Annotated in this window: 18 protein-coding genes, 1 rRNA gene and 1 pseudogene; 16 read left to right on the top strand and 4 right to left on the bottom strand. The window is 73.9% G+C overall.

The window, feature by feature from the left end:
* From rrf to P3T35_RS31000, 3 genes and pseudogenes are all read left to right on the top strand, one after another.
* Positions 1–86 (top strand): 5S ribosomal RNA (rrf, locus tag P3T35_RS31010); the annotation flags it as partial.
* A 902-nt stretch (positions 87–988) separates the two neighbouring features.
* A pseudogene (locus tag P3T35_RS40480) lies at positions 989–1,561 on the top strand (RNA helicase); the annotation flags it as partial.
* Between the two features lie 186 nt (positions 1,562–1,747).
* Positions 1,748–2,608 carry a tetratricopeptide repeat protein gene (locus tag P3T35_RS31000; protein ID WP_218976813.1) on the top strand — a complete coding sequence of 287 codons (861 nt, stop codon included), beginning with the start codon at positions 1,748–1,750 and terminating at the stop codon, positions 2,606–2,608.
* Between the two features lie 100 nt (positions 2,609–2,708).
* On the opposite strand, the gene P3T35_RS30995 is transcribed toward P3T35_RS31000, so the two are convergent.
* A complete protein-coding gene (locus tag P3T35_RS30995; RefSeq protein ID WP_101382923.1) occupies positions 2,709–4,088 on the bottom strand; it encodes a DUF1015 domain-containing protein in 1,380 nt (459 codons plus the stop codon).
* A gap of 204 nt (positions 4,089–4,292) precedes the next feature.
* On the opposite strand from P3T35_RS30995, the gene P3T35_RS30990 reads away from it, so the two are divergent.
* Together P3T35_RS30990 and P3T35_RS30985 are read left to right on the top strand one after the other, a co-directional pair.
* Positions 4,293–4,823: a tetratricopeptide repeat protein gene (locus P3T35_RS30990; RefSeq protein WP_101382924.1), complete on the top strand. Its 531-nt coding sequence runs from the start codon at positions 4,293–4,295 to the stop codon at positions 4,821–4,823.
* Positions 4,820–5,851: an HAD-IIA family hydrolase gene (locus tag P3T35_RS30985; protein WP_101382925.1), complete on the top strand. Its 1,032-nt coding sequence runs from the start codon at positions 4,820–4,822 to the stop codon at positions 5,849–5,851. The genes P3T35_RS30990 and P3T35_RS30985 overlap by 4 nt, the downstream gene beginning before the upstream one ends.
* Before the next feature lie 52 nt (positions 5,852–5,903).
* On the opposite strand, the gene P3T35_RS30980 is transcribed toward P3T35_RS30985, so the two are convergent.
* Positions 5,904–6,251, bottom strand: a complete 348-nt coding sequence (locus P3T35_RS30980) for an SCP2 sterol-binding domain-containing protein (RefSeq protein WP_101382926.1) — start codon at positions 6,249–6,251, stop codon at positions 5,904–5,906.
* Between the two features lie 137 nt (positions 6,252–6,388).
* Between P3T35_RS30980 and P3T35_RS30975 the strand changes: the two genes are divergently transcribed.
* From P3T35_RS30975 to P3T35_RS30960, 4 genes are all read left to right on the top strand, one after another.
* Positions 6,389–7,261 carry a hypothetical protein gene (locus P3T35_RS30975; RefSeq protein WP_180356653.1) on the top strand — a complete coding sequence of 291 codons (873 nt, stop codon included), beginning with the start codon at positions 6,389–6,391 and terminating at the stop codon, positions 7,259–7,261.
* Positions 7,254–7,505: a hypothetical protein gene (locus P3T35_RS30970; protein ID WP_101382927.1), complete on the top strand. Its 252-nt coding sequence runs from the start codon at positions 7,254–7,256 to the stop codon at positions 7,503–7,505. Before P3T35_RS30975 ends, P3T35_RS30970 begins: the two co-directional genes overlap by 8 nt.
* Positions 7,506–7,518: 13 nt before the next feature.
* Complete coding sequence (locus tag P3T35_RS30965) at positions 7,519–8,325, top strand: TlyA family RNA methyltransferase (RefSeq protein ID WP_280708661.1); 807 nt, start codon at positions 7,519–7,521, stop codon at positions 8,323–8,325.
* A 65-nt stretch (positions 8,326–8,390) separates the two neighbouring features.
* Positions 8,391–9,293, top strand: coding sequence for an NAD kinase (locus P3T35_RS30960; RefSeq protein WP_180356654.1), 903 nt, complete (start codon positions 8,391–8,393; stop codon positions 9,291–9,293).
* Between the two features lie 113 nt (positions 9,294–9,406).
* Here P3T35_RS30960 and P3T35_RS30955 read toward each other — a convergent pair whose 3' ends face one another.
* Positions 9,407–10,915, bottom strand: a complete 1,509-nt coding sequence (locus tag P3T35_RS30955) for a PLP-dependent aminotransferase family protein (protein ID WP_101385366.1) — start codon at positions 10,913–10,915, stop codon at positions 9,407–9,409.
* 121 nt (positions 10,916–11,036) lie between these two features.
* Here P3T35_RS30955 and P3T35_RS30950 point away from each other — a divergent pair, with 121 nt between their 5' ends.
* From P3T35_RS30950 to P3T35_RS30940, 3 genes are all read left to right on the top strand, one after another.
* Positions 11,037–11,732 carry a hypothetical protein gene (locus tag P3T35_RS30950; RefSeq protein WP_280708649.1) on the top strand — a complete coding sequence of 232 codons (696 nt, stop codon included), beginning with the start codon at positions 11,037–11,039 and terminating at the stop codon, positions 11,730–11,732.
* 22 nt (positions 11,733–11,754) lie between these two features.
* The gene (recN, locus tag P3T35_RS30945; protein WP_101382930.1) at positions 11,755–13,488 is read left to right on the top strand and encodes a DNA repair protein RecN; all 1,734 of its coding nucleotides are present in this window, start codon (positions 11,755–11,757) and stop codon (positions 13,486–13,488) included.
* A gap of 73 nt (positions 13,489–13,561) precedes the next feature.
* Positions 13,562–14,734, top strand: coding sequence for a glycosyltransferase family 4 protein (locus P3T35_RS30940; RefSeq protein ID WP_101382931.1), 1,173 nt, complete (start codon positions 13,562–13,564; stop codon positions 14,732–14,734).
* A gap of 42 nt (positions 14,735–14,776) precedes the next feature.
* On the opposite strand, the gene P3T35_RS30935 is transcribed toward P3T35_RS30940, so the two are convergent.
* A complete protein-coding gene (locus tag P3T35_RS30935; RefSeq protein WP_280708658.1) occupies positions 14,777–16,750 on the bottom strand; it encodes a glycoside hydrolase family 15 protein in 1,974 nt (657 codons plus the stop codon).
* A 641-nt stretch (positions 16,751–17,391) separates the two neighbouring features.
* Here P3T35_RS30935 and P3T35_RS30930 point away from each other — a divergent pair.
* The 4 genes from P3T35_RS30930 (at position 17,392) to P3T35_RS30915 (ending at position 23,196) form a co-directional block, all read left to right on the top strand.
* Complete coding sequence (locus tag P3T35_RS30930) at positions 17,392–19,068, top strand: CTP synthase (RefSeq protein WP_280708647.1); 1,677 nt, start codon at positions 17,392–17,394, stop codon at positions 19,066–19,068.
* Positions 19,069–19,163: 95 nt separating this feature from the next.
* Entirely contained in the window at positions 19,164–19,796 is a 633-nt protein-coding gene (locus tag P3T35_RS30925; protein WP_101382932.1) for an NUDIX hydrolase, read from the top strand.
* Between the two features lie 439 nt (positions 19,797–20,235).
* On the top strand, positions 20,236–21,093 hold the full coding sequence (locus tag P3T35_RS30920) for a hypothetical protein (protein ID WP_280708644.1): 858 nt from the start codon (positions 20,236–20,238) through the stop codon (positions 21,091–21,093).
* A gap of 249 nt (positions 21,094–21,342) precedes the next feature.
* Complete coding sequence (locus P3T35_RS30915) at positions 21,343–23,196, top strand: ATP-binding protein (RefSeq protein WP_143676937.1); 1,854 nt, start codon at positions 21,343–21,345, stop codon at positions 23,194–23,196.
* The last annotated feature ends 213 nt before the right edge of the window (positions 23,197–23,409 follow it).

Below are 23,409 nucleotides of genomic sequence, written 5' to 3'. Positions count from 1 at the left end.
GTTACATTCCGAACCCGGAAGCTAAGCCTTACAGCGCCGATGGTACTGCAGGGGGGACCCTGTGGGAGAGTAGGACGCCGCCGAACAATTCTTCATAGGCCGTGGCCCCAGCGATGAGCTGGGGCCACGGCCTATTTGTTTTTCCGAACACCGATGCCCAAACGCTCCGCCCGCCACTCCAGGCGCGAGGCCGGAGCTGATGCTTGACAATGAAAGTGGTGCCTGGCCGGCGGCCCGGCACCCAAGCCGCGTGCGGCGCTTCGGCGAACCGAATCGCGGCGAAGCTGATGATGTAGAAGGAGTCACCGCGATGTCGAACCCGCCCCAGGACCGCCCCGAGCGCCGCTCCGGCGAAGGCCGAGGCTACGAGCCGCGCTCCCGTAGCGGCTGGTCGAACGACCGTGGTCCGCGTCGGGACGACCGCGACGGTGGCCACCGCCGCGATGACCGTGACCGTCGTGACGACCGTCCCTCCGGTGACCGTGGCGGGTTCCGCCGCGATGACCGTCCCTCGCACGGTGACCGTGACCGTGGTGGCGACCGCGGTAGCTTCCGCCGTGATGACCGTCCGTCGGGTGACCGTGGCGGCTTCCGCCGTGACGACCGTCCCTCGCACGGCGATCGCCCCTCGCACGGTGACCGCGAGCGTGGTGGCGACCGCGGTAACTTCCGCCGTGATGACCGTCCGTCGGGCGACCGTGGCGGCTTCCGCCGTGACGACCGCCCGTCCTACGGTGACCGTGACCGTGGTGGTGACCGTGGCGGCTTCCGTCGTGACGACCGCCCCTCGCACGGCGATCGCTCCTCGCACGGTGACCGCGAGCGTGGTGGCGACCGCGGTAACTTCCGCCGCGATGACCGTCCGTCGGGCGACCGTGGTGGCGATCGCGGTAACTTCCGTCGTGACGACCGTCCGTCGGGTGACCGTGGCGGCTTCCGCCGTGACGACCGCCCGTCCTACGGTGACCGTGACCGTGGTGGCGACCGTGGCGGCTTCCGTCGTGACGACCGCCCCTCGCACGGCGATCGCCCCTCGCACGGTGACCGCGAGCGTGGTGGCGACCGCGGTAACTTCCGCCGTGACGACCGTCCGTCGGGTGACCGTGGCGGCTTCCGCCGTGACGATCGCCCCTCGCACGGTGACCGCGAGCGTGGTGGCGACCGCGGCGGCTTCCGTCGTGACGACCGTCCCTCCGGTGACCGTGGCGGTTACCGTCGTGAGGAGCGTCCGTCCTACGGTGACCGCGAGCGTGGCGGCGACCGCGGTGGGTTCCGTCGCGATGACCGTCCCTCGTACGGCGACCGTGACCGTGGTGGCGACCGCGGCGGGTTCCGTCGCGAGGAGCGTCCGTCCTATGGTGACCGCGAGCGTGGCGGCGACCGCGGCGGCTTCCGTCGTGACGACCGTCCCTCCGGTGACCGTGGCGGTTACCGTCGTGAGGAGCGTCCGTCCTACGGTGACCGTGACCGCGGTGGTGACCGTGGCGGGTTCCGCCGTGACGATCGCCCGTCGTACGGCGACCGTGACCGCGGTGGCGACCGCGGCGGGTTCCGTCGCGAGGGTCGGCCCGGTGGCGAGCGCGGTGGCCGGCCGTACGGCGACCGCGACCGTGGCGGGCGCTCGTTCGAGGGCCGGCATGGCGGCGACCGTGAGCGCGGTGGCTACGAGGACCGGCGCGGCACCCAGGAGCCGGTGCACCGGCTCCCGATCCCGGAGGACGTCACCGGCAGCGAGCTGGACGCCGATGTGCACCAGGAGCTGAGGAGCCTGCCGAAGACGCTGGCCGACGACGTGGCCCGCAACCTGGTCATGGTGGCCCGCCTGCTCGACAACGAGCCGGAGGAGGCCTACAAGTACTCCCGGGTCGCGCTCCGCCTGGCCTCGCGCGTGCCGTCGGTGCGGGAGGCGGCCGGGTTCGCCTCGTACATGACGCAGCGCTACTCGGAGGCGCTGACCGAGTTCCGTGCGGCCCGCCGGATGACCGGGCGTGCCGACCTGTGGCCGGTGATGGCCGACTGCGAGCGCGGCCTCGGCCGCCCCGAGAAGGCGCTGGCGATGGCCGGTGAGCCCGAGGTGAAGCAGCTGGACAAGGCCGGCCAGGTCGAGATGCGACTGGTCGCGGCCGGTGCCCGCGCCGACATGGGCCAGTTCGACGCCGCCGTGGTGACCCTGCAGAGCCCGGAGCTGGCCTCGAACGCCGTGCACCCGTGGACGGCCCGGCTGCGGTACGCCTACGCGGAGGCGCTGATCGCCGCCGACCGTGGCGACGAGGCGCGCGAGTGGTTCGCCAAGGCTGCCGAGGCGGACCCGGAGGGCAACACCAACGCCTCCGAGCGGCTCGCCGAGATCGACGGCCTGGAGTTCGTGGACGCGCTGGACCCCGAGGCCGAGGAGGCCGAGGTGCCGGCCGAGCGTCCGGCGGCCGGCCGCGGCTCCCGGGACACTCGTACCGACGAGGGCCAGGACAAGGTCATCTTCGAGGAGGACGAGGACGTCGAGGAGTACTACGACGAGGACGACCTGGAGCTGGAGGACGCTTCCGCCGAGGAGGCCGACCAGATCGAGCGCGACCGCGCCGCCCGTCGTGACGAGGGCGACCGGGACTGACCTCCCGCACCGCGGAACGCACTGAAGACGCACCACTGAAGGGGGTGTGGTCCCAACCCGCCGAGTAGTCGGCCGGGTTGGGATCACACCCCCTTCTGCGTCAGCCCAGTTCGAGGCTGCGCAGCACCAGCCCGGTGGCCGGCTTGGGGCCGAACGAGGTGGACTTGCGGGGCATGGTGACGCCCTGCTCGGCGAGCCGGCGGACCACCCGCTCCGCCACCGGGTGCAGCAGCACCGCGGTGCCGCCGGACTGGGCGGCCTCGCGCTCGGCGGCCACCGCGGTGTGCAGGTAGCCGATCTCCTCGGCGCTGTCCGGCACCCGCCAGACGTGCTCCAGCAGCGTGGCGTGCAGCACCGTGGCATCGAGGTGGCGCCACTCCTCGGGCCGGTCCCGGCGGACCGAGGCGTCCAGCAGCGCCTCGTCGGGCCCGGTGAGCAGGTGGTACCCGCCGGTGCCGCCGGTCAGCACGAACGCGTTCTGGCCGGACTCCTTGGCCCGGGCCAGGGCGTCCAGGGCGGCGCTGAGCGGGCCGTCGAGCCGCTGCAGCCGCCAGCCGTCCTGCTCCGGCTTGAGCGCGGCCAGCGCCTCCTCGATCGGTAGCCGGTAGAGCACCCGGTGGATGGCACGCACCCGCAGCGGGTAGCGGGCGGTGTCGACCAGCAGCACCATCCCGCGGTCCCAGGGGCTGAACGGCAGGTGGCGGTGCTCGCGCTGCAGCCGCAGGTACATCTCCCAGCGGTGGTGCCCGTCGGCGATCAGCGCCCGGCAGGTGGCCAGGTCACGGCCGACCTCGGCCAGTTCGGCGGGGTCGGTGACGGCCCAGAGCCGGTGCCGGGTGCCGTCCGAGGTGGTGGTGGTGAGCAGCGGCTCGCCGGTCACCGTGCGCTCGATCACCGCGGCCGCGCCGCCCTTGCCCCGGTAGGTGAGCAGCAGCGGCTCCAGGTTGGCGCGGGTGGTGCGCATCAGGCCGACCCGGTCGGCGACCGGGCGCGGCATCACGTCCTCGTGCGGCAGCACCACACCGGCCTCGCTGCCGCTGACCGCGAGCGCGCCGATCAGGCCGCGCTGCAGCTGGTCGCCGCTGGGGCTGTCGGCGGCGGTGTGCTGCTCGTAGACGTAGAGCGCGGGCGTCGGGTCGGGGGCGAGCACGCCGTCGCGCAGCCAGGAGTCGAGCAGCCGGGCGGCGTGCCGGTAGCGGGTGTCGCGGTCCGGGCGCTCGCCGGTGTCGTCCGGTTCCGGGCGCGGCAGGATGAGCCGGACTACGTTATGTGGATCGGCGGTCTCCAGGCTCAGCCGGCGGTGCGGATCCACCACGTCGTAGGGCGGGGAGGTGACTGCCGAGAGGCTGCCGACACGGTCGCGGACATAACGCAGCCCGCGGAATGGTGACAGGGACAGCCCCGCAGTGGCGACATGCCCGGGGTCGCCGGGGCCGCCGGCGGAGGCCGTCGCCTCGTGCCCTGCACTGGGTGCACTCATCAGTTCTCTCCCGAGGGTCTCCGGCGATGCCGGCGGAGATTCAGTTGGCCCGCCGTCGCGGGATCGCCGCGGCGCCGGTGAATGTCCGTGCTTGAGTCGTCCCCTCCGCCATGCGGTGGAGATGGTCAATCTGGGAAGGGTATCCGGGAACCAGGTTGTTCCCAGATCTTGGGGAAGAATCCGTCGATCGGAGCGAGGCCGAGCATGAGTGGTGGGCAGGGGCAGGCCGCCGGCGGGGCGGGCGAGGGGCCGGTGGCCGACAACGGGCGGCCGCTGGGGGACGTCTACGAGTGGTTCCGGCGGGGCCAGCGGCTGCTTGCCGAGGGTCATCCGGCGGCGGCAGAGCAGTTGCTGGCGCGGGCCGCGATCGCCGAGCCGGACTCCAAGAGCATCCGGGAGGCGCTGGCCAGAGCCCAGTTCGACGGCGGCCGGTACGCCGAGGCGGCGGAGAACTTCCGGGCGGTGGCACAGGCCGATCCGTCGGACGACTACGCTCAGTTCGGCTGGGGAATCGCGGCCGCGCGGCTCGGCGACTTCGAGACCTCCGTGGAGCACCTGGCGCTGGCGGTGGCGATGCGGCCGCAGGACGAGCACTACCGCAAGGCGCTGCGGCACTCCCGGGCGACCATGGCGGCCCGGGCCGGCGCCTTCGGGCCGCTGCAACCCGGTGCCCCCGGCTACGCGCCGCCCCAGCCAGACCAGCCGAAGTCGACCGACGAGGATGAACAGGCATGACGACCGCCCAGATACCCGGTCACAGCGATCAGCCGCTGGCCGTGGCGTACGACACCGCGCTGCTCGACCTGGACGGCGTGGTCTACGCCGGGGCGGCCGCGATCGACCACGCGGTCGAGGCGCTGGACGCGGCCCGGTCCGGCGGCATGCGGCTCGCCTACGTGACCAACAACGCATCGCGCCCGCCGCGGGTGGTGGCCGAGCACCTGACGTCCCTCGGGGTGCCGGCCGAGCCCACCGACGTGATCAATTCGGCGCAGGCCGCCGCCCGGCTGGTCGCCGAGAAGGTGCCGGCAGGGTCGAAGGTGCTGGTGATCGGGGGTGCCGGGCTGGTCGAGGCGCTGGCCGAGCGGGGTCTGGTGGCCGTCGAGTCGCTGGCCGACGGCCCGGCGGCGGTGGTGCAGGGCTTCGACCCGTCGGTGGGCTGGGCGCGGCTGGCGGAGGCCTCCTACGCGGTGGCCGCCGGGCTGCCCTGGGTGGCGTCCAACCTGGACATGACGGTCCCGACCGCGCGCGGCATCGCGCCGGGGAACGGCACGCTGGTGGCGGCGGTCCGGATCGCCACCGGGGTGGAGCCGGAGGTGGCGGGCAAGCCGCTGCCGCCGATGCACCGGGAGACGGTGCTGCGCACCGGCGCCAAGCGGCCGCTGGTGGTCGGCGACCGGCTGGACACCGACATCGAGGGCGCCCACAACGGCGGGGTGGACAGCCTGCTGGTCTTCACCGGGGTGACCACACCGGCCCAACTGCTCACCGCGCCGGTGCCGCACCGGCCCACCTACCTGGCCGCCGACCTGCGCGGCCTGCTGGAGCCGCACCCCGAGGTGACGGCGCTGCCGGACGGCGGCTTCGCCTGCCGGGGTGTCCGGGCCGGCGTGCTGGACGGTGAGCTGCGGCTCGACGGCGCGAGCAGCGCGGGCGACCGGCTCGACGGCCTGCGGGCGCTCTGCGCGGCGGCCTGGGCGGCGCTGGACCGTGGCGGGGAGCCGGTGGACGGGCGTAAGGCACTGGCTGAGCTGGGTTTCTGAGCGGGCCTGCTGCTCTGAGCCGCTGAGCCGCTGAGTTGTCGGGCCCAGCGGCTCAGAGCAGGGTGCGCAGCCTCAGCAGGTCGCGCAGGCCGGCCTCCAGCTTGACCCGGCCGGACGCCCAGGCCTTGGCGAAGTTCAGCTGCCCGTTGACCAGGGCGACCAGGTCGTCGCTGGTCATGGTGAGCCGGATCGCCGCCGGGCGGTCGGGCGTGCCCAGAGCCTGGGTGACGTCCTGGATCCGGCCGTCCCGCAGGATGCCGGTGAAGGTCAGCTCCAGGTCGGTGAGTCGGCAGCTGAGCGAGCGGTCCACGGCCGCGGCGCTGCGCACCTTGCCGTCGGCGGTGGCCAGGTTGCGGCTGAACTGCTCCAGCGCCACGCGGCACTCCTCGACGTCGGCCATGGTCTCGCTCTCTTCGCAGGGTCCGGTGCCGGCTGTTCGGCCACGGTACCCGGCGTCGGCAGCCGCTTGCTGCCGCGCGGCACCGGGATCAGGCGGTAGCGTCAGGACCGACGACGGTGTGGAGGAGGCAGCGGGAGATGCGGCAGGGGCTTCGGCAGTACGTGGAGTTGGCCGCCGGCCTGGCGGAGGAGGCCGGCAAGCGGGTGGTGGGGACGGCCGCCGAGCTGCTGGATCGAGCCGGCGTCGACGTGGTGGCCGCCGAGCGGACGGTGGCCACGCTGGCCCACGAGGTGGTCACGGCCTCCCGGGGCGGCATCGACCTGGCGATCGGCGTGGCCCGGACGGAGGCCGAGAAGGCCGTGGAGCGGGTCAGCCGGCTCGGGGACCAGGTGGTGAAGGTCGGCGTGGTGCTGGAGTACCTGGAGGGCAAGCTGCGCGGCCTGGAGGACGGCGATGAGCCACCGGCCGCCTCGTCGTCGGCGTGGGGGACGGCCGGCGGTGCGGGACGGGCGGACGGGCTGTTCGCGGACGACTGGGCACCGGAGCAGGAGCGGGAGGCCGGCGGCGTCGAGCGGGACCCGGAGTCGCTGCACGCCCAGGGGGCGCCGGTCACGCCGGCCGCCGAGGCGGCGGAGGCGGGGACGGCGAAGGCAGCCAAGACGCCTGAGCGGACGGCCCCGGCGAAGAAGACGGCGGCGAAGAAGGCCGCGGCCGAGCAGACGCCGGCCAAGAAGGCGACCACGGCGAAGAAGGCCACCGCGACCGCGCAGAGGGCCACGGCCAAGAAGACCGCGGCGAAAAAGACCACCGCGACCGCCAACAAGGCCGCGGCGAAGAAGACCGCAGCCAAGAAGACGGCGGCCAAGCAGACCACCGCGACCGCCAGGAAGACGGCCGCCGTCAAGACCACCGCCGCCGAGAAGACCACCGCGAAGAAGGCCCCGACCAGGAAGAGCGCGCCCAGGAAGGCCGCCCCGAAGCGCCCGGAGACCGGGGAGACCGATGTCTGACCAGCAGCCCGCCACCACCTCCCCCGAGCCCGTGGAGCCCGCCGAGGCCCTGTTCCACACCCCCGAGCCGCAGCCGCTCGGCGTCGAGCTGGTCCCCACCGGCCACGACGAGGTGGACGCCGAGCTGGCCGGCCTGTCCCGGCTGGACGGGGTGCCGACGGTGGAGCACCCCGCCGTGTACGAAAATGTCCAGCAGAGGCTCAACACGATCCTCACCTCGCTGGACGAACACGCTAGGAGCTGAACCACCCGTGGCAGTGGCACGACGCCGACTCGACGCCGAACTGGTCCGCCGCAATCTGGCCCGTTCGCGTGAGCACGCCAGCGAGCTGATCGCCGCCGGCCGGGTGACGGTCGGCGGCACGGTGGCGACCAAGCCGGCCACCCAGGTGGAGACCGCGGCCGCCGTGGTCGTCGCCAAGGACGAGAACGACCCGGACTACGTCTCCCGGGGCGGCCACAAGCTGGCCGGCGCGTTCACGGCGTTCATCCCGCAGGGCCTGGTGGTCGAGGGCCGCCGGGCGCTGGACGCGGGCGCCTCCACCGGCGGCTTCACCGATGTGCTGCTGCGCGCCGGGGCGGCCCGGGTGCTGGCGGTCGATGTGGGCTACGGCCAGCTCGCCTGGTCGCTGCAGAGCGATGACCGGGTGCTCGTGATGGACCGCACCAATGTGCGGGAGCTGACCCCGGAGCTGATCGGCGGCGAGCCGGTCGACCTGGTGGTCGGCGACCTGTCGTTCATCTCGCTGGGTCTGGTGCTGCCCGCGCTGTCGAATTGCGCGGCCCCGGACGCCGACCTGGTGCTGATGGTGAAGCCGCAGTTCGAGATCGGCAAGGAGCGCCTGGGCAGCGGCGGCGTGGTCCGCAGCCCGCAGCTGCGCGCCGAGATGGTCCGTCAGGTCGCCGGTCAGGCCTGGGAGTTGGGCTGGGGCGTTCGTGCGGTAACGGCCAGCCCGCTGCCGGGTCCGTCGGGTAATGTCGAGTACTTCCTGTGGATGCGCCGTGATGCCGCGCAGCTCGATCCGGCCGAGGCGGACCGGGCGGTGGCCGAGGGTCCCCGCTAGCGGGAGGGCCCTGGATAGGCTGCCGCAGGGCCACGGGAGATCGGGTGGACGTAGGGAGAGGGCACTTGAGCGAGGAACGTACGGTCTTCCTGATCGCGCACACCGGCCGGGAGACGGCACTGCGCAGCGTCGAGCAGCTGGTCCACGGTCTGCTGAAGGCGGGCCTGAAGATCAGGTTGCTGGAGGCCGAGGCAGTCGACCTCGATCTGCCCGAGGGCGTGCAGACGGTGCCGGCCGGCCATGGCGCGGCGGACGGCTGCGAGTTGATCCTGGTGGCCGGCGGGGACGGCACCCTGCTGCGCGGTGCCGAGCTGGCCCGGGACAGCGGCCTGCCGATGCTCGGGATCAACCTGGGCCGGGTGGGCTTCCTGGCCGAGGCGGAGCGCGATGACCTGGCCGTGGTGGTCGAGCGGGTGGTGGACCGCACCTACGAGGTCGAGGAGCGGATGACGCTGGACGTCGTGATCCGCACCAACGGCGATGTGGTGCACGAGGATTGGGCGCTCAACGAGGCCTCGGTGGAGAAGCAGGCCCGGGAGCGGATGCTGGAGGTGGTCACCGAGGTGGACGGCCGCCCGGTCTCCAACTTCGGCTGCGACGGCGTGGTGCTGTCCACCCCCACCGGCTCCACCGCCTACGCCTTCTCCGGCGGCGGCCCGGTGGTCTGGCCCGAGGTGGAGGCGCTGCTGATGGTGCCGATCAGCGCGCACGCGCTGTTCGCCCGCCCGCTGGTCACCTCGCCGAGGTCGGTGCTGGCGGTCGAGGTGCAGCCGAAGACCCCGCACGGGGTGCTCTGGTGCGACGGGCGGCGCTCCTTCGAACTGCCCGCCGGGGCTCGGGTGGAGGTCCGGCGCGGGCAGGTGCCGGTGCGGCTGGCCCGGCTGCACCGGGCGCCGTTCACCGACCGGCTGGTGGCCAAGTTCGCGCTGCCGGTGACCGGTTGGCGGGGGCGCTCGGGCGGCCACTGACGCACCCGGCAGTCCTGCGGCGGCCAGTGCCGCGCCCGGCAGTCCGTGCGGCGGCCACTGCCGCGCCCGGCACCCGTCGGGCTGCTTCACGCGCCGGCACCCGTCGGGCTGCCTCAGACCGCCAGCGCGGCGGCCGTGCCGAGGGTGCCGGCCCAGCCGAGGCCGTCCTGCCGGGCGGCCAGTTCGGCGGTGGCGGCGAGCCGTTCGACGGTCTGTGCGGCGGCGGCCGGCGGCACGGTCAGCGGCAGCCGGACGAAGCCCTCGAAGGCGCCGTCCAGCCCGAACAGCGCCCCGGGCGCGACCCGTACCCCGGTGCGCTCGCCGGCCCTGGCGATGGCGGTGCCGGACAGCCCGCCGGTGTCGACCCAGAGCGTGATCCCGCCGGCCGGCTCGGCGAACCGCCACTGCGGCAGCCGTTCGCGCAGCGCCGGCAGCAGCGCCTCGGCGCCGGCCCGCAGCTGGCCGAGGCGCAGCTCGCGCAGCTCGGGCAGCCGTTCACCGATCAGGTGGGCGCAGATCAACTGCTCCAGCACGGCGGTGCCGTGGTCGTGGTGCAGCCGCTCGGCGGCGAGTTGGCGGATCAGCGCGGGCGCCGCCCGGACCCAGCCGACCCGCAGCCCGCCCCAGGCCAGCTTGCTGGCCGAGCCGACGGTGATCAGCTGGGCCGCCCGGTCCAGCCCGGCCGTCGGGCGCGGTAGTTGCAGCGCCGGGTCCCGCCAGGCGAGTTCGGCCATGGTCTCGTCGACCACCACCAGGGTGCCGGCGGATCGGGCGGCGGCGAGCAGGTCGCGGCGCTGCTGCTCGTCGATCAGGGTGCCGGTCGGGTTGTGGAAGTCGGGGACCACATAGGCGAGCCGCGGGGCGGCCCCGCGCATCACCTGGCGCCATTCGGTGAGGTCCCAGCGCGGCAGGCCGCACGGGTCGTCGCGCCGCTGCGGCACGGCCACCAGCCGGGCGCCGGTGTTGCGCAGCGCCTGCAGCACATGGGCGTAGCCGGGGGTTTCCACCGCGACCCGTTCGCCGGGGCGCAGCAGGGCGCCGAAGACCAGCACCAGGGCGCTCATCGCACCGCTGGTGATGAGGATCTGGTCGGGGGCGGTGGGCAGGCCGCGCTGGGTGAACCGGTCGGCCACCGCTTCGCGCAGCGCCGGGATGCCGGTGGGGTAGTGGCCGTGGCCCTGGGTGTAGGCGGGGAGCTGCTCGACGGCTCGGGCGGTGGCCTCGGTGAACAGCGGCTGCGGGGCCGCCGGGGTGGCGGCCCCGAGGTCGATCACCTGGCCCGCGCCCTCGGGCGGCACCGGGAAGAGCGCGTCCACCGGCGGGCGGCTGCCCTCGGGGAGCGCCGTCCAGCTGCCGGAGCCGCGCCGGCTGTGCAGGTAGCCGGTCTCGCGCAGGGCGTCGTAGGCGGCGGCGATGGTGGTGCGGCTGACCGCGAGGGCGGCGGCGAGTTCGCGTTCGGCGGGCATCCGGGTGCCGACCGGCAGCCGGCCCTCGGTGAGCAGCAGCTGCACCTGGCGGGCCAGCGCCCGGTAGACGGGATGGCCCGGACCGGCGGGCGCCTGGGCGGTGCGCAGCAGGCGGGCGAGCGCGGGCGCGGTGACGGTGCTGTGCCATTCAGTCATGCCGAGGCCGTTCACTCATGCCGAGCAGTCCACTTCGGTCGAATTGGCCCTGTCGTAACTCCAGGTGGACTTCTCATGATGGCAGAGCGGCCTGTACCACGGCTAGATCCAAGGAGTTGAGATGGCGATCCTCGTGCTGCCCCGTGACACCGCCGGCCTCGGTCGGCGGCTGACCCAACTGATGACCGGGCTGGTGCTCTACGGGGTCAGCATGGCGATGGCGTTCCGTTCCTCGCTGGGCCAGTCCCCGTGGGGCGTCTTCCACCAGGGCGCGGCCGCCCACCTGGGGCTGTCCATCGGCACCGTGGTGCTGCTAGCCGGCGCCGTGGTGCTGCTGCTCTGGATACCGCTGCGCCAGCGCCCGGGCGTCGGCACGGTCGCCAACGTGCTGGTGCTCGGGGTGGCGATGGACGCCACCGACGCGGTGCTGCCCGCCCCGCACGGCCTGCCGGCCCGGATCGCGCTGCTGGTCGGCAGCATCGTGCTGAACGGCCTGGCCGGCGGGATGTACATCGGCGCACGGTTCGGCCCCGGCCCGCGCGACGGGCTGATGACGGGCCTGCACCAGCGCACCGGGCGCTCGCTGCGCCTGCTGCGCACCGGGGTCGAGCTGACCGTGCTGCTCACCGGGGTGCTGCTGGGCGGTGACGCCGGGGTGGGGACGATCGCCTACGCGCTCGCGATCGGCCCGCTGACACAGTACTTCCTCGCGGTGTTCACACCTTCGAGCACCCGAGCCGACGCCGAGCGCCCGGAACGAATGAACTTCACGGCCAGAGGTCGTCCTTCGTCGCGCTCCGGGGGCGAGGTCTCGTAAGGTCGTCTCCGTGTTGGACGAGATGCGGATACGGGATCTGGGCGTCATCGACGACGCGGTGGTGGAGCTGGCCCCCGGCTTGACCGTCGTGACCGGTGAGACCGGCGCGGGCAAGACCATGGTGGTGACCAGCCTCGGCTTGCTGTTGGGCGGCCGTGCCGACCCGGCCCTGGTCCGCGGCGGCGCCGAGCGCGCCGTGGTGGAGGGCCGGCTCGACCTGCCCGCCGGCTCCGCGGCCGCCGCCCGGGCGCTGGACGCCGGCGCCGAGCTGGACGAGGGCGCCCTGCTGATCAGCCGCACCGTCTCCGCCGAGGGCCGCTCCCGGGCGCACGTCGGCGGCCGCTCGGTGCCGGTCGGCCTGCTCGCCGAGCTCGGCGAGGAGCTGATCGCGGTGCACGGCCAGAGCGACCAGCAGCGGCTGCTCCGCCCGGCCCGCCAGCGCGGCGCCCTGGACCGCTACGCCGGCCAGGCGCTGGCCGAGCCGCTGGCCCGCTACCGGACCGGTTACCGGCGGCTGCGCGAGGTCACCGAGACCGTGGCCGAGCTGACCACCCAGGCCCGGGAGCGGGTCCAGGAGGCCGATCTGCTGCGGTTCGGCCTGGAGGAGATCGCCGCTGCCGAGCCGGTGGCCGGCGAGGAGGTCGAGCTGGCGGCCGAGGCCGAGCGGCTCGGCCACGCCGACGCGCTCTCCTCGGCCGCCGTGCTGGCGCACGCCGCGCTGGCCGGCAACCCGGCCGACCCCGACCTGGTGGACGCCGGCACCCTGCTCGGCCAGGCCCGCCGCGCGCTGGACGCGGTGCGCGGGCACGACGAGCGCCTCGCCGCCCTGGCCGACCGGCTGGCCGAGGTCGGCTACCTGTTCGCCGACGTGGCCGGCGACCTCGCGATCTACGCGGACGACCTGGACGCCGACCCGGCCCGGCTGGCCGCCGTCGAGGAGCGCCGGGCGGTGCTCGCCCAGCTGATCCGCAAGTACGGCTCGCCCGAGGGAGGGACCGCCGAGGTGGTCGCCTGGGCCGAGCAGGGCGCGCTGCGGCTGGCCGAACTCGACGGCGACGACGACCGGATCGAGGAGCTCCAGGCCGAGCAGACCCTCCTGCGCACCGAATTGGCTGCCCTGGCCGCCGAGGTCTCCGCGGCCCGCCAGGCCGCGGCCGGCCGGTTCGCGGACGCGGTCTCCGCCGAGCTGACCGAGCTCGCCATGCCGCATGCCCGGGTGACCTTCGACCTCACTCGATTGGACGACCCGGACGGTCTGGAGCTTGACGGCCGCTCCGTCGCCTACGGCCCACACGGCGTGGACGAGGTCGAGGTGCTGCTGGCCCCGCACCCGGGCGCGTCGCCGCGCCCGATCGCCAAGGGCGCGTCCGGCGGTGAGCTGTCCCGGGTGATGCTCGCCGTCGAGGTGGTCTTCGCCGGTGCCGACCCGGTGCCGACCTACCTCTTCGACGAGGTCGACCAGGGCGTCGGCGGCAAGGCCGCGGTGGAGATCGGCCGCCGCCTGGCCAAGCTGGCCCGCAGCGCCCAGGTGGTGGTGGTCACCCACCTGCCGCAGGTGGCGGCCTTCGCGGACCGGCACCTGGTGGTGGAGAAGACCAACGACGGCACCGTCACCCGAAGCGGCGTCAAGACCCTGACCGACGAGGAGCGGGTGCGCGAACTCTCCCGGATGCTGGCCGGCCTGGAGGATTCCGAGCTGGGTCGTGCGCATGCTGAGGAGTTGCTCGCCACCGCGCGTTCGCCCAGGGAGGGTTAACAACCGTTTATCGTTCTCCCCAGTAGTGGGCCACTCCAGTGGCGAGTTCCCTAGCGAGTCGGAGCGAGACGACGTGGAGCATTCCTCCGCCCGGGGCAGCGCGGCCGGCCCTTCCAGCGGCCAGCTGCATGTGGTGCTGGTGCTGTCCGCCGGCAGCGGCGGGATCGGCGCCCATGTGCGGTCACTGGCCCAGGGGCTGGTGGCGCACGGCGTGAAGGTGACGCTGTGCGCCCCGGCGGACTCCGACGCCCTGTTCGCGTTCTCCCGCACCGGCGCGGTCTTCCAGCCGGTGGAGATCACCGCGACCTCCGACTGGCGCAGCGACGCCACCGCGATCGGCGAGCTGCGCCGCGCCTTCACCAGCGCCGACCTGGTGCACGCCCACGGGCTGCGTGCCGGGCTGCTCTCCGACCTGGCGCTGCGCACCGCGGGCCGGCTGCCCGGGCTGCGCCCGGAGACCCCGCTGGTGGTGACGTCGCATCACGCGCTGCTCGCCACCGGCCTGGAGCGGCGCCTGCAGCGGCTGATGGAGCGCCGGGTGGCGCGGGCCGCCGACCTCGTGCTGGGCGCCTCCTCCGACCTGGTGGCCCGGGCCCGCGAGCTGGGTGCCACCGACGCCCGGCTCGGCCCGGTGGCCGCGCCGCCGCTGGCGCCCGGCACCTTGGACCGCGCGGCGGCCCGGGCGATGCTGCTCGGCCCGAACGCGCCGGACCGGCCGCTGGTGCTGGCGATCGGCCGGCTGGTGCCGCACAAGGGGTTCGGCCAGCTGCTGGAGGCCTCCCGCGAGCTGGTCGGCGGCGCCGGGCCGACCCCGCTGGTGCTGCTCGCCGGGGACGGGCCGCAGGCCCCCGAACTGCGCGAGCGGATCGCCGCCGAGCAGTTGCCGGTGCGGCTGCTCGGCCACCGCACCGATGTGCCGGAGCTGCTGACGGCGGCCGACGCCGTGGTGATCAGCAGCCGCTGGGAGGCCCGTTCGGCGGTCGCCCAGGAGGCGTTGCGCGCCGGGGTGCCGCTGGTGGCCACCGCGGTCGGCGGGATTCCGGAGCTGGTGGGGGACGCGGCGGTGCTGGTGCCCGCCGGCGACCCGGCCGCGCTCGGCGCCGCCGTCCGGGGGCTGCTCGCCGACCCGGACCGCTGCGCGGCGCTGGCCGCCGCCGGGCCGGCGCAGGCCGCGACCTGGCCCGACGAGGCCGCCACCGTGGCGCAGGTGCTCAGCACCTATGACGAGCTGGTGCAGCGCGGCTGACGGCCCCGGCCCGGCGGTCGCGGGCCGGGACCTCGACGGCGCTCAGACCGGCTGGCTCACCGGCCGGCCGGCGGGCTGGGTCTGCGGGGCCAGGTAGGCGGCGCCGCACGCGGTCAGCCGCAGCGCGGTGTCGATCAGCGGCACGTGGCTGAACGCCTGCGGGAAGTTCCCCACCTGGCGCTTGGACACCGGGTCCCACTCCTCGGCGAGCAGCCCGAGGTCGTTGCGCAGCGACAGCAGGCGGTCGAACAGCTCGCGGGCCTCGCCCACCCGCCCGATCATCGCCAGGTCGTCGGCCAGCCAGAACGAGCAGGCCAGGAACGCGCCCTCGTGACCCGACAGGCCGTCGACGTTGGCGCCGGTCTCGTCATGGGTGGGGTAGCGCAGCACGAAGCCGTCCGGGGTGGACAGTTCGCGCTGGATCGCCTCGATGGTGCCGATCACCCGCTTGTCGTCCGGCGGCAGGAACCCGACCTGCGGGATCAGCAGCAGCGAGGCGTCCAGCTCGGTGCCGCCGTAGTACTGGGTGAAGGTGTTGCGCTCCGGGTCGTAGCCCTTCTCGCAGACGTCCGCGTGGATCTCGTCGCGCAGCGCCCGCCAGCGCTCCAGCGGGCCCTCGGCCTCGCTCTGCTCGATCAGCTTGATGGTGCGGTCCACCGCCACCCAGGCCATCACCTTGGAGTGGACGAAGTGCCGGCGTGGCCCGCGGACCTCCCAGATCCCCTCGTCCGGGGCCTTCCAGTGCTCCTCCAGGTAGCTGATCAGGCGCAGTTGCAGCAGGTGGGCGTGGTCGCTGCGGGACAGGCCGATCATCTGGCCCAGGTAGAGGGCCTCCACCACCTCGCCGTAGACGTCCAGCTGGAGCTGGCCGGCGGCGCCGTTGCCGACCCGGACCGGGGCCGAGTTCTCGTAGCCCGGCAGCCAGTCGAGGTGGGTCTCGGTGAGCTCCCGCTCGCCGGTGATCGAGTACATGATCTGCAGGTTCTCCGGGTCGCCTGCGACCGCGCGCAGCAGCCACTCGCGCCAGGCCCTGGCCTCGTCGCGGTAGCCGGTGCGCAGTAGCGAGGAGAGGGTGATCGCCGCGTCCCGCAGCCAGGTGTAGCGGTAGTCCCAGTTCCGCTCGCCGCCGATGTCCTCGGGCAGCGAGGTGGTGGGGGCCGCCACGATGCCTCCGGTGGGGGCGTAGGTGAGCCCCTTCAGGGTGATCAGCGAGCGGACCACGGCGTCCCGGTAGGGGCCCTGGTAGGTGCACTGCGAGACCCAGTCGGACCAGAACTCCTCGGTGAGCGCCAGCGAGGCCTCGGCGTCGGGGACCTCCGGCGGCGGCAGGTGGGAGGCCTGCCAGGTGAGCGCGAAGGTGACCCGCTCGCCGGCGGTGATGGTGAAGTCGGCGTAGGTGGTCAGGTTGCGCCCGTAGGTCTCGGACGCCCCGTCCAGCCAGACCGAGTCCGGGCCGGCCACGGCGACCGTGCGGTGCCCGTCGCCGGGCTGCTCGACCCGGTGGACCCAGGGGACGACCTTGCCGTAGCTGAACCGCATCCGCAGCGCGGAGCGCATCCGCACCGTGCCGCTGAGCCCCTCCACCACGCGGATCATCTGCGGCACCGGCTCCTGGTCCGCCAGGTGGCGCGGCGGCATGAAGTCGATCACCCGGACACTGCCCTTCGGCATGTCCCACTCCTGCTCCAGGATCAGCGAGTCGCCCCGGTAGCGGCGGCGGTCGGCAGGCACTGCGGGGGCCGCGGCGCTGCTCGGGACCGTCCGCAGCTCACTCGAATCGGTGAACGGCGCGCGCGGCGCCGGGGCACTGTTGGTCACCGGTGCGGCCGGTGCGGCCTCCGCGGGGCCGATCCGCCAGAACCCGTGTTCATCGGTGCCCAGGAGACCGGCGAAGACGGCGGGGGAGTCGAACCGGGGGAGGCAGAGCCAGTCCACGGCGCCGTCTCTGCTGACCAGGGCGGCGGTCTGCATGTCCCCGATAAGTGCGTAGTCCTCGATACGGCCGGCCACGTGAATCTCCAGTTCGCGGTAGTGCTCGGCGGTCGCCGACCGGGGCGAGAGCGGCTCCTGCGGCGCCGGGGAGGGCGCTGGCCCGGGCGGGCGCCCCCGGTGGCCGCTGGTGGCGGCTTGGCGGGGGCGGGCCGCTCGGAGCCGATCGGGCTCCGGGGCCTGGGCGCTGCTGGGGAACGGGTGGAGCAAGGGAGTCCGGTCGCGCAGCGGGAACGGAAGGCCTCGTCCAGGCCCTCGTCCTCGGCGTGCTCTGCTGTCGGCGATGCGTCCGTGCAGGATACGACGGCGGAACGGGCCTCAGCACCCGGAAACGATCAGGTACAGCCGTCTGCACAGGACGAGTCGGCGAAAGTAGCCCGGTCGGGTGAGAGCGGTGGTTGAACGGGGGATCCGGCGGTGATCATTCCGGGCCACTGCGCAGTGATCCGACTGGCTCCCGCAGCGGCCGCGGATCACCCGGGCGGACCAGCGCAGAGGCGTGCGACCGCGCGACGTCCACCGCGCTGATACCCTGGTACCCCGTGGACTGGTGGGATCAACCGCCCCGGACCCGCTGACTGACGACCCCGGATTCACCCGGAGGATCAGTCCAAGGCGTCCGTCTCCACCAGCGTCAGCTTCGACACGCGACCCACGGGAGCCCCCTCTTGGCACAGCCCCATTCCGGCAAGACGGCCAACGGCCGCGCCGTGACGACCAAGCACCTCTTCGTCACCGGGGGTGTCGCCTCCTCACTCGGCAAGGGGCTCACCGCCTCCAGCCTCGGTGCCCTGCTCAAGGCCCGCGGCCTGCGGGTGACGATGCAGAAGCTCGACCCGTACCTGAACGTGGACCCGGGCACCATGAACCCGTTCCAGCACGGCGAGGTGTTCGTCACCGACGACGGCGCCGAGACCGACCTGGACATCGGCCACTACGAGCGGTTCCTCGACACCAACCTGCACGGCTCGGCCAACGTCACCACCGGCCAGGTCTACTCCACCGTGATCGCCAAGGAGCGGCGCGGCGAGTACCTGGGCGACACCGTGCAGGTGATCCCCCACATCACCAACGAGATCAAGTCCCGGATCCGCCGGATGGCGACCGAGGACGTCGACGTGGTGATCACCGAGGTCGGCGGCACCGTCGGCGACATCGAGTCGCTGCCGTTCCTGGAGGCCGTGCGCCAGGTGCGCCACGAGGTCGGCCGGGACAACGTCTTCTTCGTGCACGTCTCGCTGCTGCCCTACATCGGCCCGTCCGGCGAGCTGAAGACCAAGCCCACCCAGCACTCGGTGGCCGCGCTGCGCAACATCGGCATCCAGCCGGACGCCATCGTGCTGCGCGCCGACCGCGAGGTGCCGCAGGCGATCAAGCGCAAGATCTCGCTGATGTGCGACGTGGACGAGGAGGCCGTGGTCGCGGCCATCGACGCCAAGTCGATCTACGACATCCCCAAGGTCCTGCACGGCGAGGGCCTGGACGCCTACGTGGTGCGCCGGCTCGACCTGCCGTTCCGCGACGTGGACTGGACCACCTGGGACGACCTGCTGCGCCGGGTCCACGAGCCCCAGCACATCGTCAAGGTGGCGCTGGTCGGCAAGTACATCGACCTGCCGGACGCCTACCTGTCGGTGACCGAGGCGCTGCGGGCCGGCGGCTTCGCCAACAACGCCCGGGTCGAGATCAAGTGGGTCACCTCGGACGAGTGCGAGACCCCCGAGGGCGCCCGCGAGCAGCTCGGCGACGTGGACGCGATCTGCATCCCCGGCGGCTTCGGCGACCGCGGTGTGAACGGCAAGGTCGGCGCGATCACCTACGCCCGCGAGAACAAGATCCCGCTGCTCGGCCTCTGCCTGGGCCTGCAGTGCGTGGTCATCGAGGCGGCCCGGAACCTGGCCGGACTGCCGGAGGCCAACTCCACCGAGTTCGACCCGGCCGCCAAGCACCCGGTGATCTCCACCATGGCCGAGCAGCTGGCGATCGTCGACGGCAAGGGCGACCTGGGCGGCACCATGCGCCTGGGCCTCTACCCGGCCAAGCTGGCCGAGGGCTCGATCGTCCGCGAGGTCTACGGCGGCGAGCAGTACGTCGACGAGCGGCACCGCCACCGCTACGAGGTCAACAACGCCTACCGGGCCGACCTGGAGAAGACCGGCCTGCAGTTCTCGGGCCTGTCCCCGAAGGGCGACCTGGTGGAGTACGTCGAGTACCCGCGCGAGGTGCACCCCTACCTGGTCGCCACTCAGGCGCACCCGGAGCTGAAGTCCCGCCCGACCCGCCCGCACCCGCTCTTCGCGGGTCTGGTGGCCGCGGCCATCAAGATCAAGACCGGCGACCAGTAAGAGCGACGGTTCATCGGACGGCGGTTTCCCGGTTGACCGGGGAGCCGCCGTTCGGCGTTAGATTATGTCGTACTGACGAGAAGGGGAGGGTCGGCATGATCAAGGACATCGCGGAGGAATTCGCGGTCCGGTCCAGCTCGCAGCCGTTCCAGGGGAAGATCACGGGGGTGCGCAGCGACGAGGTGCGGATGCCGGACGGCTCCTACGCCCGCCGGGACTACCAGACCCACCCCGGCTCGGTCGCCGTGCTGGCCCTGGACGACCAGCAGCGGGTGCTGCTGGTGCGGCAGTACCGCCACCCGGTACGCCAGCGGCTCTGGGAGCTGCCCGCCGGGCTGCTCGACGTGCCGGGGGAGAACCCGCTGCACGCCGCCCAGCGCGAGCTGTTCGAGGAGGCGTACTGCAAGGCGGGCGACTGGCGGGTGCTCGTCGACATCTACACCTCGCCGGGCGGCAGCGACGAGGCGCTGCGGATCTTCCTGGCCACCGGGCTGTCCGAGGCCGAGGGCGAGAAGTTCGACGCCCATGGTGAGGAGCTGGAGATCGAGACCGCCCGGGTGCCGCTGACCGAGTTGGCCGAACTGGCCCTGGCCGGCGAACTCCACAACCCCACCCTGGTCACCGGCACCCTCGCCCTGCGGGCGGCGCTGAGCGGCGGCGGCCTGGGCGCCCTGCGCCCGGCCGACGCACCGTGGCCGGCCCGGCCGTTCACCGCGGGGGGAGCCTGAACGCGGACCACCGGGCCGCTCCCGGTGCTCCGGAGTAGGGGCGACCGGGCAGGCCCGGTGGCACGGCGGTGCGGGCGCGTCCCGGCAGCCTGGCGGCAGGGGCCCCGCAAACCGCGCGGTGGCCCTGCCGGGCAGGTGGGGTGTTCGGCCCCCTCAAGGAGCGTGCCGACCGGCAGCGCTCTCCCCGGGCAAGAAGTGAGGAGCGGCTCGGGCCGCCCCGGATCGATGCGTAAGCCGTCGATCGGCGCGCCGGAGGCCCGCAGCTCACCATACGAGACGGTAGTTCCGCAGCGAATAACGATTCCCTTCCGAGGGCTGTCTGAGAGCTCTTCCTGGTCCTAGGCTGCGGCGCGTGTCGATCCTTCGAAGATTTCGCACTTCCGGTCCGCGGCTGCTGCCGGAACTCGACGACGTCAAACTCGGTCGAGTACGGCGACAGGTGAATTCCCCCGGTCTCCCCGGGCAGGACGAGATCCTGGTCGACCACGTCGAACGGCTGCTCAAGGAGGCCGGGGACGACTGGGACCGCCGTGCGCACCGGTTCGCCGTGCTCGCCGACGCGGCTGCGCCCTCGGCGTTGGCCCGCTCCTGGCGGATGCGCCGCCCGCGCAGCGCCGACGCGCTGATCTTCGAGGCCTGGGTCGAGTTGGTCCGCGGCCGGGCCGAGGGGAAGATGGCCGACCTGCAGGCCGCCGCCGACCACTGCTACCGCGCTGCGGACGCCGCGCCGGAGGACCCCACTCCCTGGGTGGTGCTGCTCGGGACCCTGCGACTGGCCCGTGCCGACACGCGCGAAGTCTTCCCGGTGTGGTACGAGGTGACCTCCCGCGACCCCTGGCACCGGGAGGCCCACCTGCAGATGCTGTACTACCTCTCGCCGGAGGAGTGCGGCTCGCGCAGCAGCCAGTCGGACTTCGTGCACGCGGTCGGGGCCGCGGTGCCGGCGACCGCACCGGCGGCCGGTGTCGAGCTGACCGCGCTGGTCGAGGACCACGCCCGGGTCACCGCCAAGGGCGGCGTGGAGGCGCTGCTGGCCCGCAACATGTGGTCCAACAACCGCGGCACCACCGCCTTGGGCACCGCCCTGGCCGACTGGCCGCACCCCGGCCGGCTGCAGCACGCGGCCGCCCTGGCCGACCTCAACCTGCTTGTGTTCGCCTTGGTCCAAGCCGGCCGGGTACGTGAGAGCACTGAGGCCTTCCGTCTGATCGGCGACACGGTGACGCCCTGGCCCTGGTCCCTGGACGGCGACCCGGTCGGCCAGTTCGGCTACTGGAGGGCCAAGGCCCTGGGCTGACGCGGGGCAGCGGGTCAGCGGGCCGCGGTGGCGATCAGGCGGCCGCCGCCGCGGGCGAGCGCGACACCTGGGAGGCCGTCGGCCGGTGAGTCGCCCGCAGAGCGGCGTGGTCACGGCGGCTTCCACTCGCCGGCGCGACTGTCCGGGTGATTCGGCGCTCGGCCGGATGGCTGGCCCCTCGGCAGCGGGGCGTCGGCGAACTACGCTTCGCTGACGGGAAGCTGGGCGACTGGGTCGGGAGTGGCGCTGGTGGCGAGGGAGACGGCGACGATGGGCGTGCGGCCCGCTTCCATGGGGGTCCCCCCGGCCGAAGGCTGGGGGAGGCCGGCGGCGCCCGCGCCCGGGGTGCCCGAGCCGTTCGTGGGCCGGGCGGCGGAGTTGGCGGCGCTGGCGCTGCGGCTGCGGGGCCCGGCGAGCGGGGGCGGCTGCCGGGTGCTGCTGGTGGCCGGGCGGCCCGGGTCGGGGCGGACGTCGCTGGCACGGCGGTTCGCCGCCACTGCGGCCGGGGATCGGCGGGTGCTGGCCGTCCGGCTCTCCGATTCCGATGGCACCCCGCATCCGCCCGGGCTGGTGGCCAAGCGCTTGCTCAGCGAGCTCGGCGAGGAAACGGAGGCGCTCCCGCTGCCGGCCCCCGAGCAGGAGGACCCGGCCTGCGCCCGCCTGCGCGAGGCGCTGACCGGCCGGGACACCCTGCTGCTGCTGGACGATGTCGCCGATGCCGGGCAGCTGCGCCCGCTGCTTCCCGAGGAGCCGCGCTGCCTGGTGCTCGCGGTGGCTGCCCGCCCGCTGACCGGGCTGGCCGACCGGTTCACCGTCGACCCGGTGATTCTGCGCGGCATCGACGAGTCGGCCGCCGTCGACCTGCTCACCGCGCTGGTCGGCGGCACCCGGATCAGCTGCGACCCGGTCGCCGCCGCCGAGTTGGCCGAGGCCTGCGCGGGCCGGCCGGCACCGCTGCGGCTGCTGGCCGGCTGGTTGCGGGCGCACCCCAAGGTGGCCGTGCCCGAGGCGGGCGCCGCCCTGCGCGCGGTGGCCGAGGAGCGGGGAACCGGAGCCGGGGACCCCCTGGTCGCCGCCCTGCACCTGCGCTACCGCGCCCTCCCCGTCGCCCAGGCCCGCCTGCTGCGGATGCTCACCCTGGCGCCGGGCGGTTACGGCGACCCGCGCACCGCTTCCGCGCTGGCCGGCTGCCCGGCGCCCGAGGCCGTGGTGGCCCTGCAGGCGCTGGCCGAGCAGGAGCTGTTGGACCCGGCCGAGCCGACCGCCGACGGCACCGCCCGCTACCGGGTGCCCGGGCGGTTCCACGCCGAGCTGGTCGCGCTGCGCGAGCAGCACGACCGCCCGGCCGCCCTGCAGTTGGCCCGGGCCCGGCTGCTGGAGCGGCTGATCCGGCTGGTGGATTCGGCGCGGGCGCTGCTGGACCCGGCCGTGCCGGCCCCCGACCCGCTGCCCGGTCCGCTCCGGCTGCGCGGCGCCGCGCAGGCCCGGGCCTGGCTGGCCGGCGAGCGCGAACTCCTCCTCAGCACCGCCGAGCAAGCGCTCGCTCAGGGCGACCTGGACGGCTCGGTGGCCCGCCTGGTCGGCGCCCTGCTGCGCACCCTCCCGCTCACCGGCCCCGGCCGACCGGGCCCCGCCGACGCCTACCGGCTGCACCAGCTGGTCCTGGAACTGGCCGAACGCCAGGCCGCACCCCGCCGGGCCGCCGCCGCCCTGCTCAACCTGGCCGACCTGCGGGCCGCCGCCGGCCACTGGGGGCCGGCCGCCGAGCTCTACCAGCGTGCCGTCGCCCACACCCGGGAACCGCGCGACGACGCGGCGGCCGCCCGGGCCCTGGAGGGGGTGGGCGAGTGCCGTCGCGCGCTCGGTGAGGCGGTCCGGGCCGCAGACGCCTACGGCCGGGCCCTCGTCCTGCGCCAGCACCTGGACGAGCCCGCCGCCCAGGCCCGGCTGCTGGTCCGGATCGCCGAGGCGCACGCCGCCCAGCGCCGCACCGCCGAGGCGGTCCGCGAGTACCGGGCCGCGCTCGCCCTGCTGCGCCGCCTCGGCGACGACCGGGGCGTCACGGCCGTGGCCGCCACCCTGGAGAAGCTGCACTCCGGCTGACCAGCGGGCATCTCCCGGCGTCCTTGCGGTGACCCGTGCACTGTTTGGGAGATTTGCCTGGAAGATCGCCATTCGTCAGGAACTTCCCAGAGCAAGCCTACGAATCTGCCAATGGGTCGAGACGATTTAGTCACTTTGGAAGGCTGACGGATCAGCTGGGCTTCATTACACTCGACTTAGTCGCGCAGTGCAGCGTGTCCCGGCCCGGCCGTG

Origin of the sequence: Kitasatospora sp. GP30 (assembly GCF_029892145.1) — a bacterium.
Classification (GTDB): Bacteria; Actinomycetota; Actinomycetes; order Streptomycetales; family Streptomycetaceae; genus Kitasatospora; species Kitasatospora acidiphila.
Note: the sequence above shows the minus strand (reverse complement) of the source record. Positions and strands in the feature narration are given on the sequence as shown.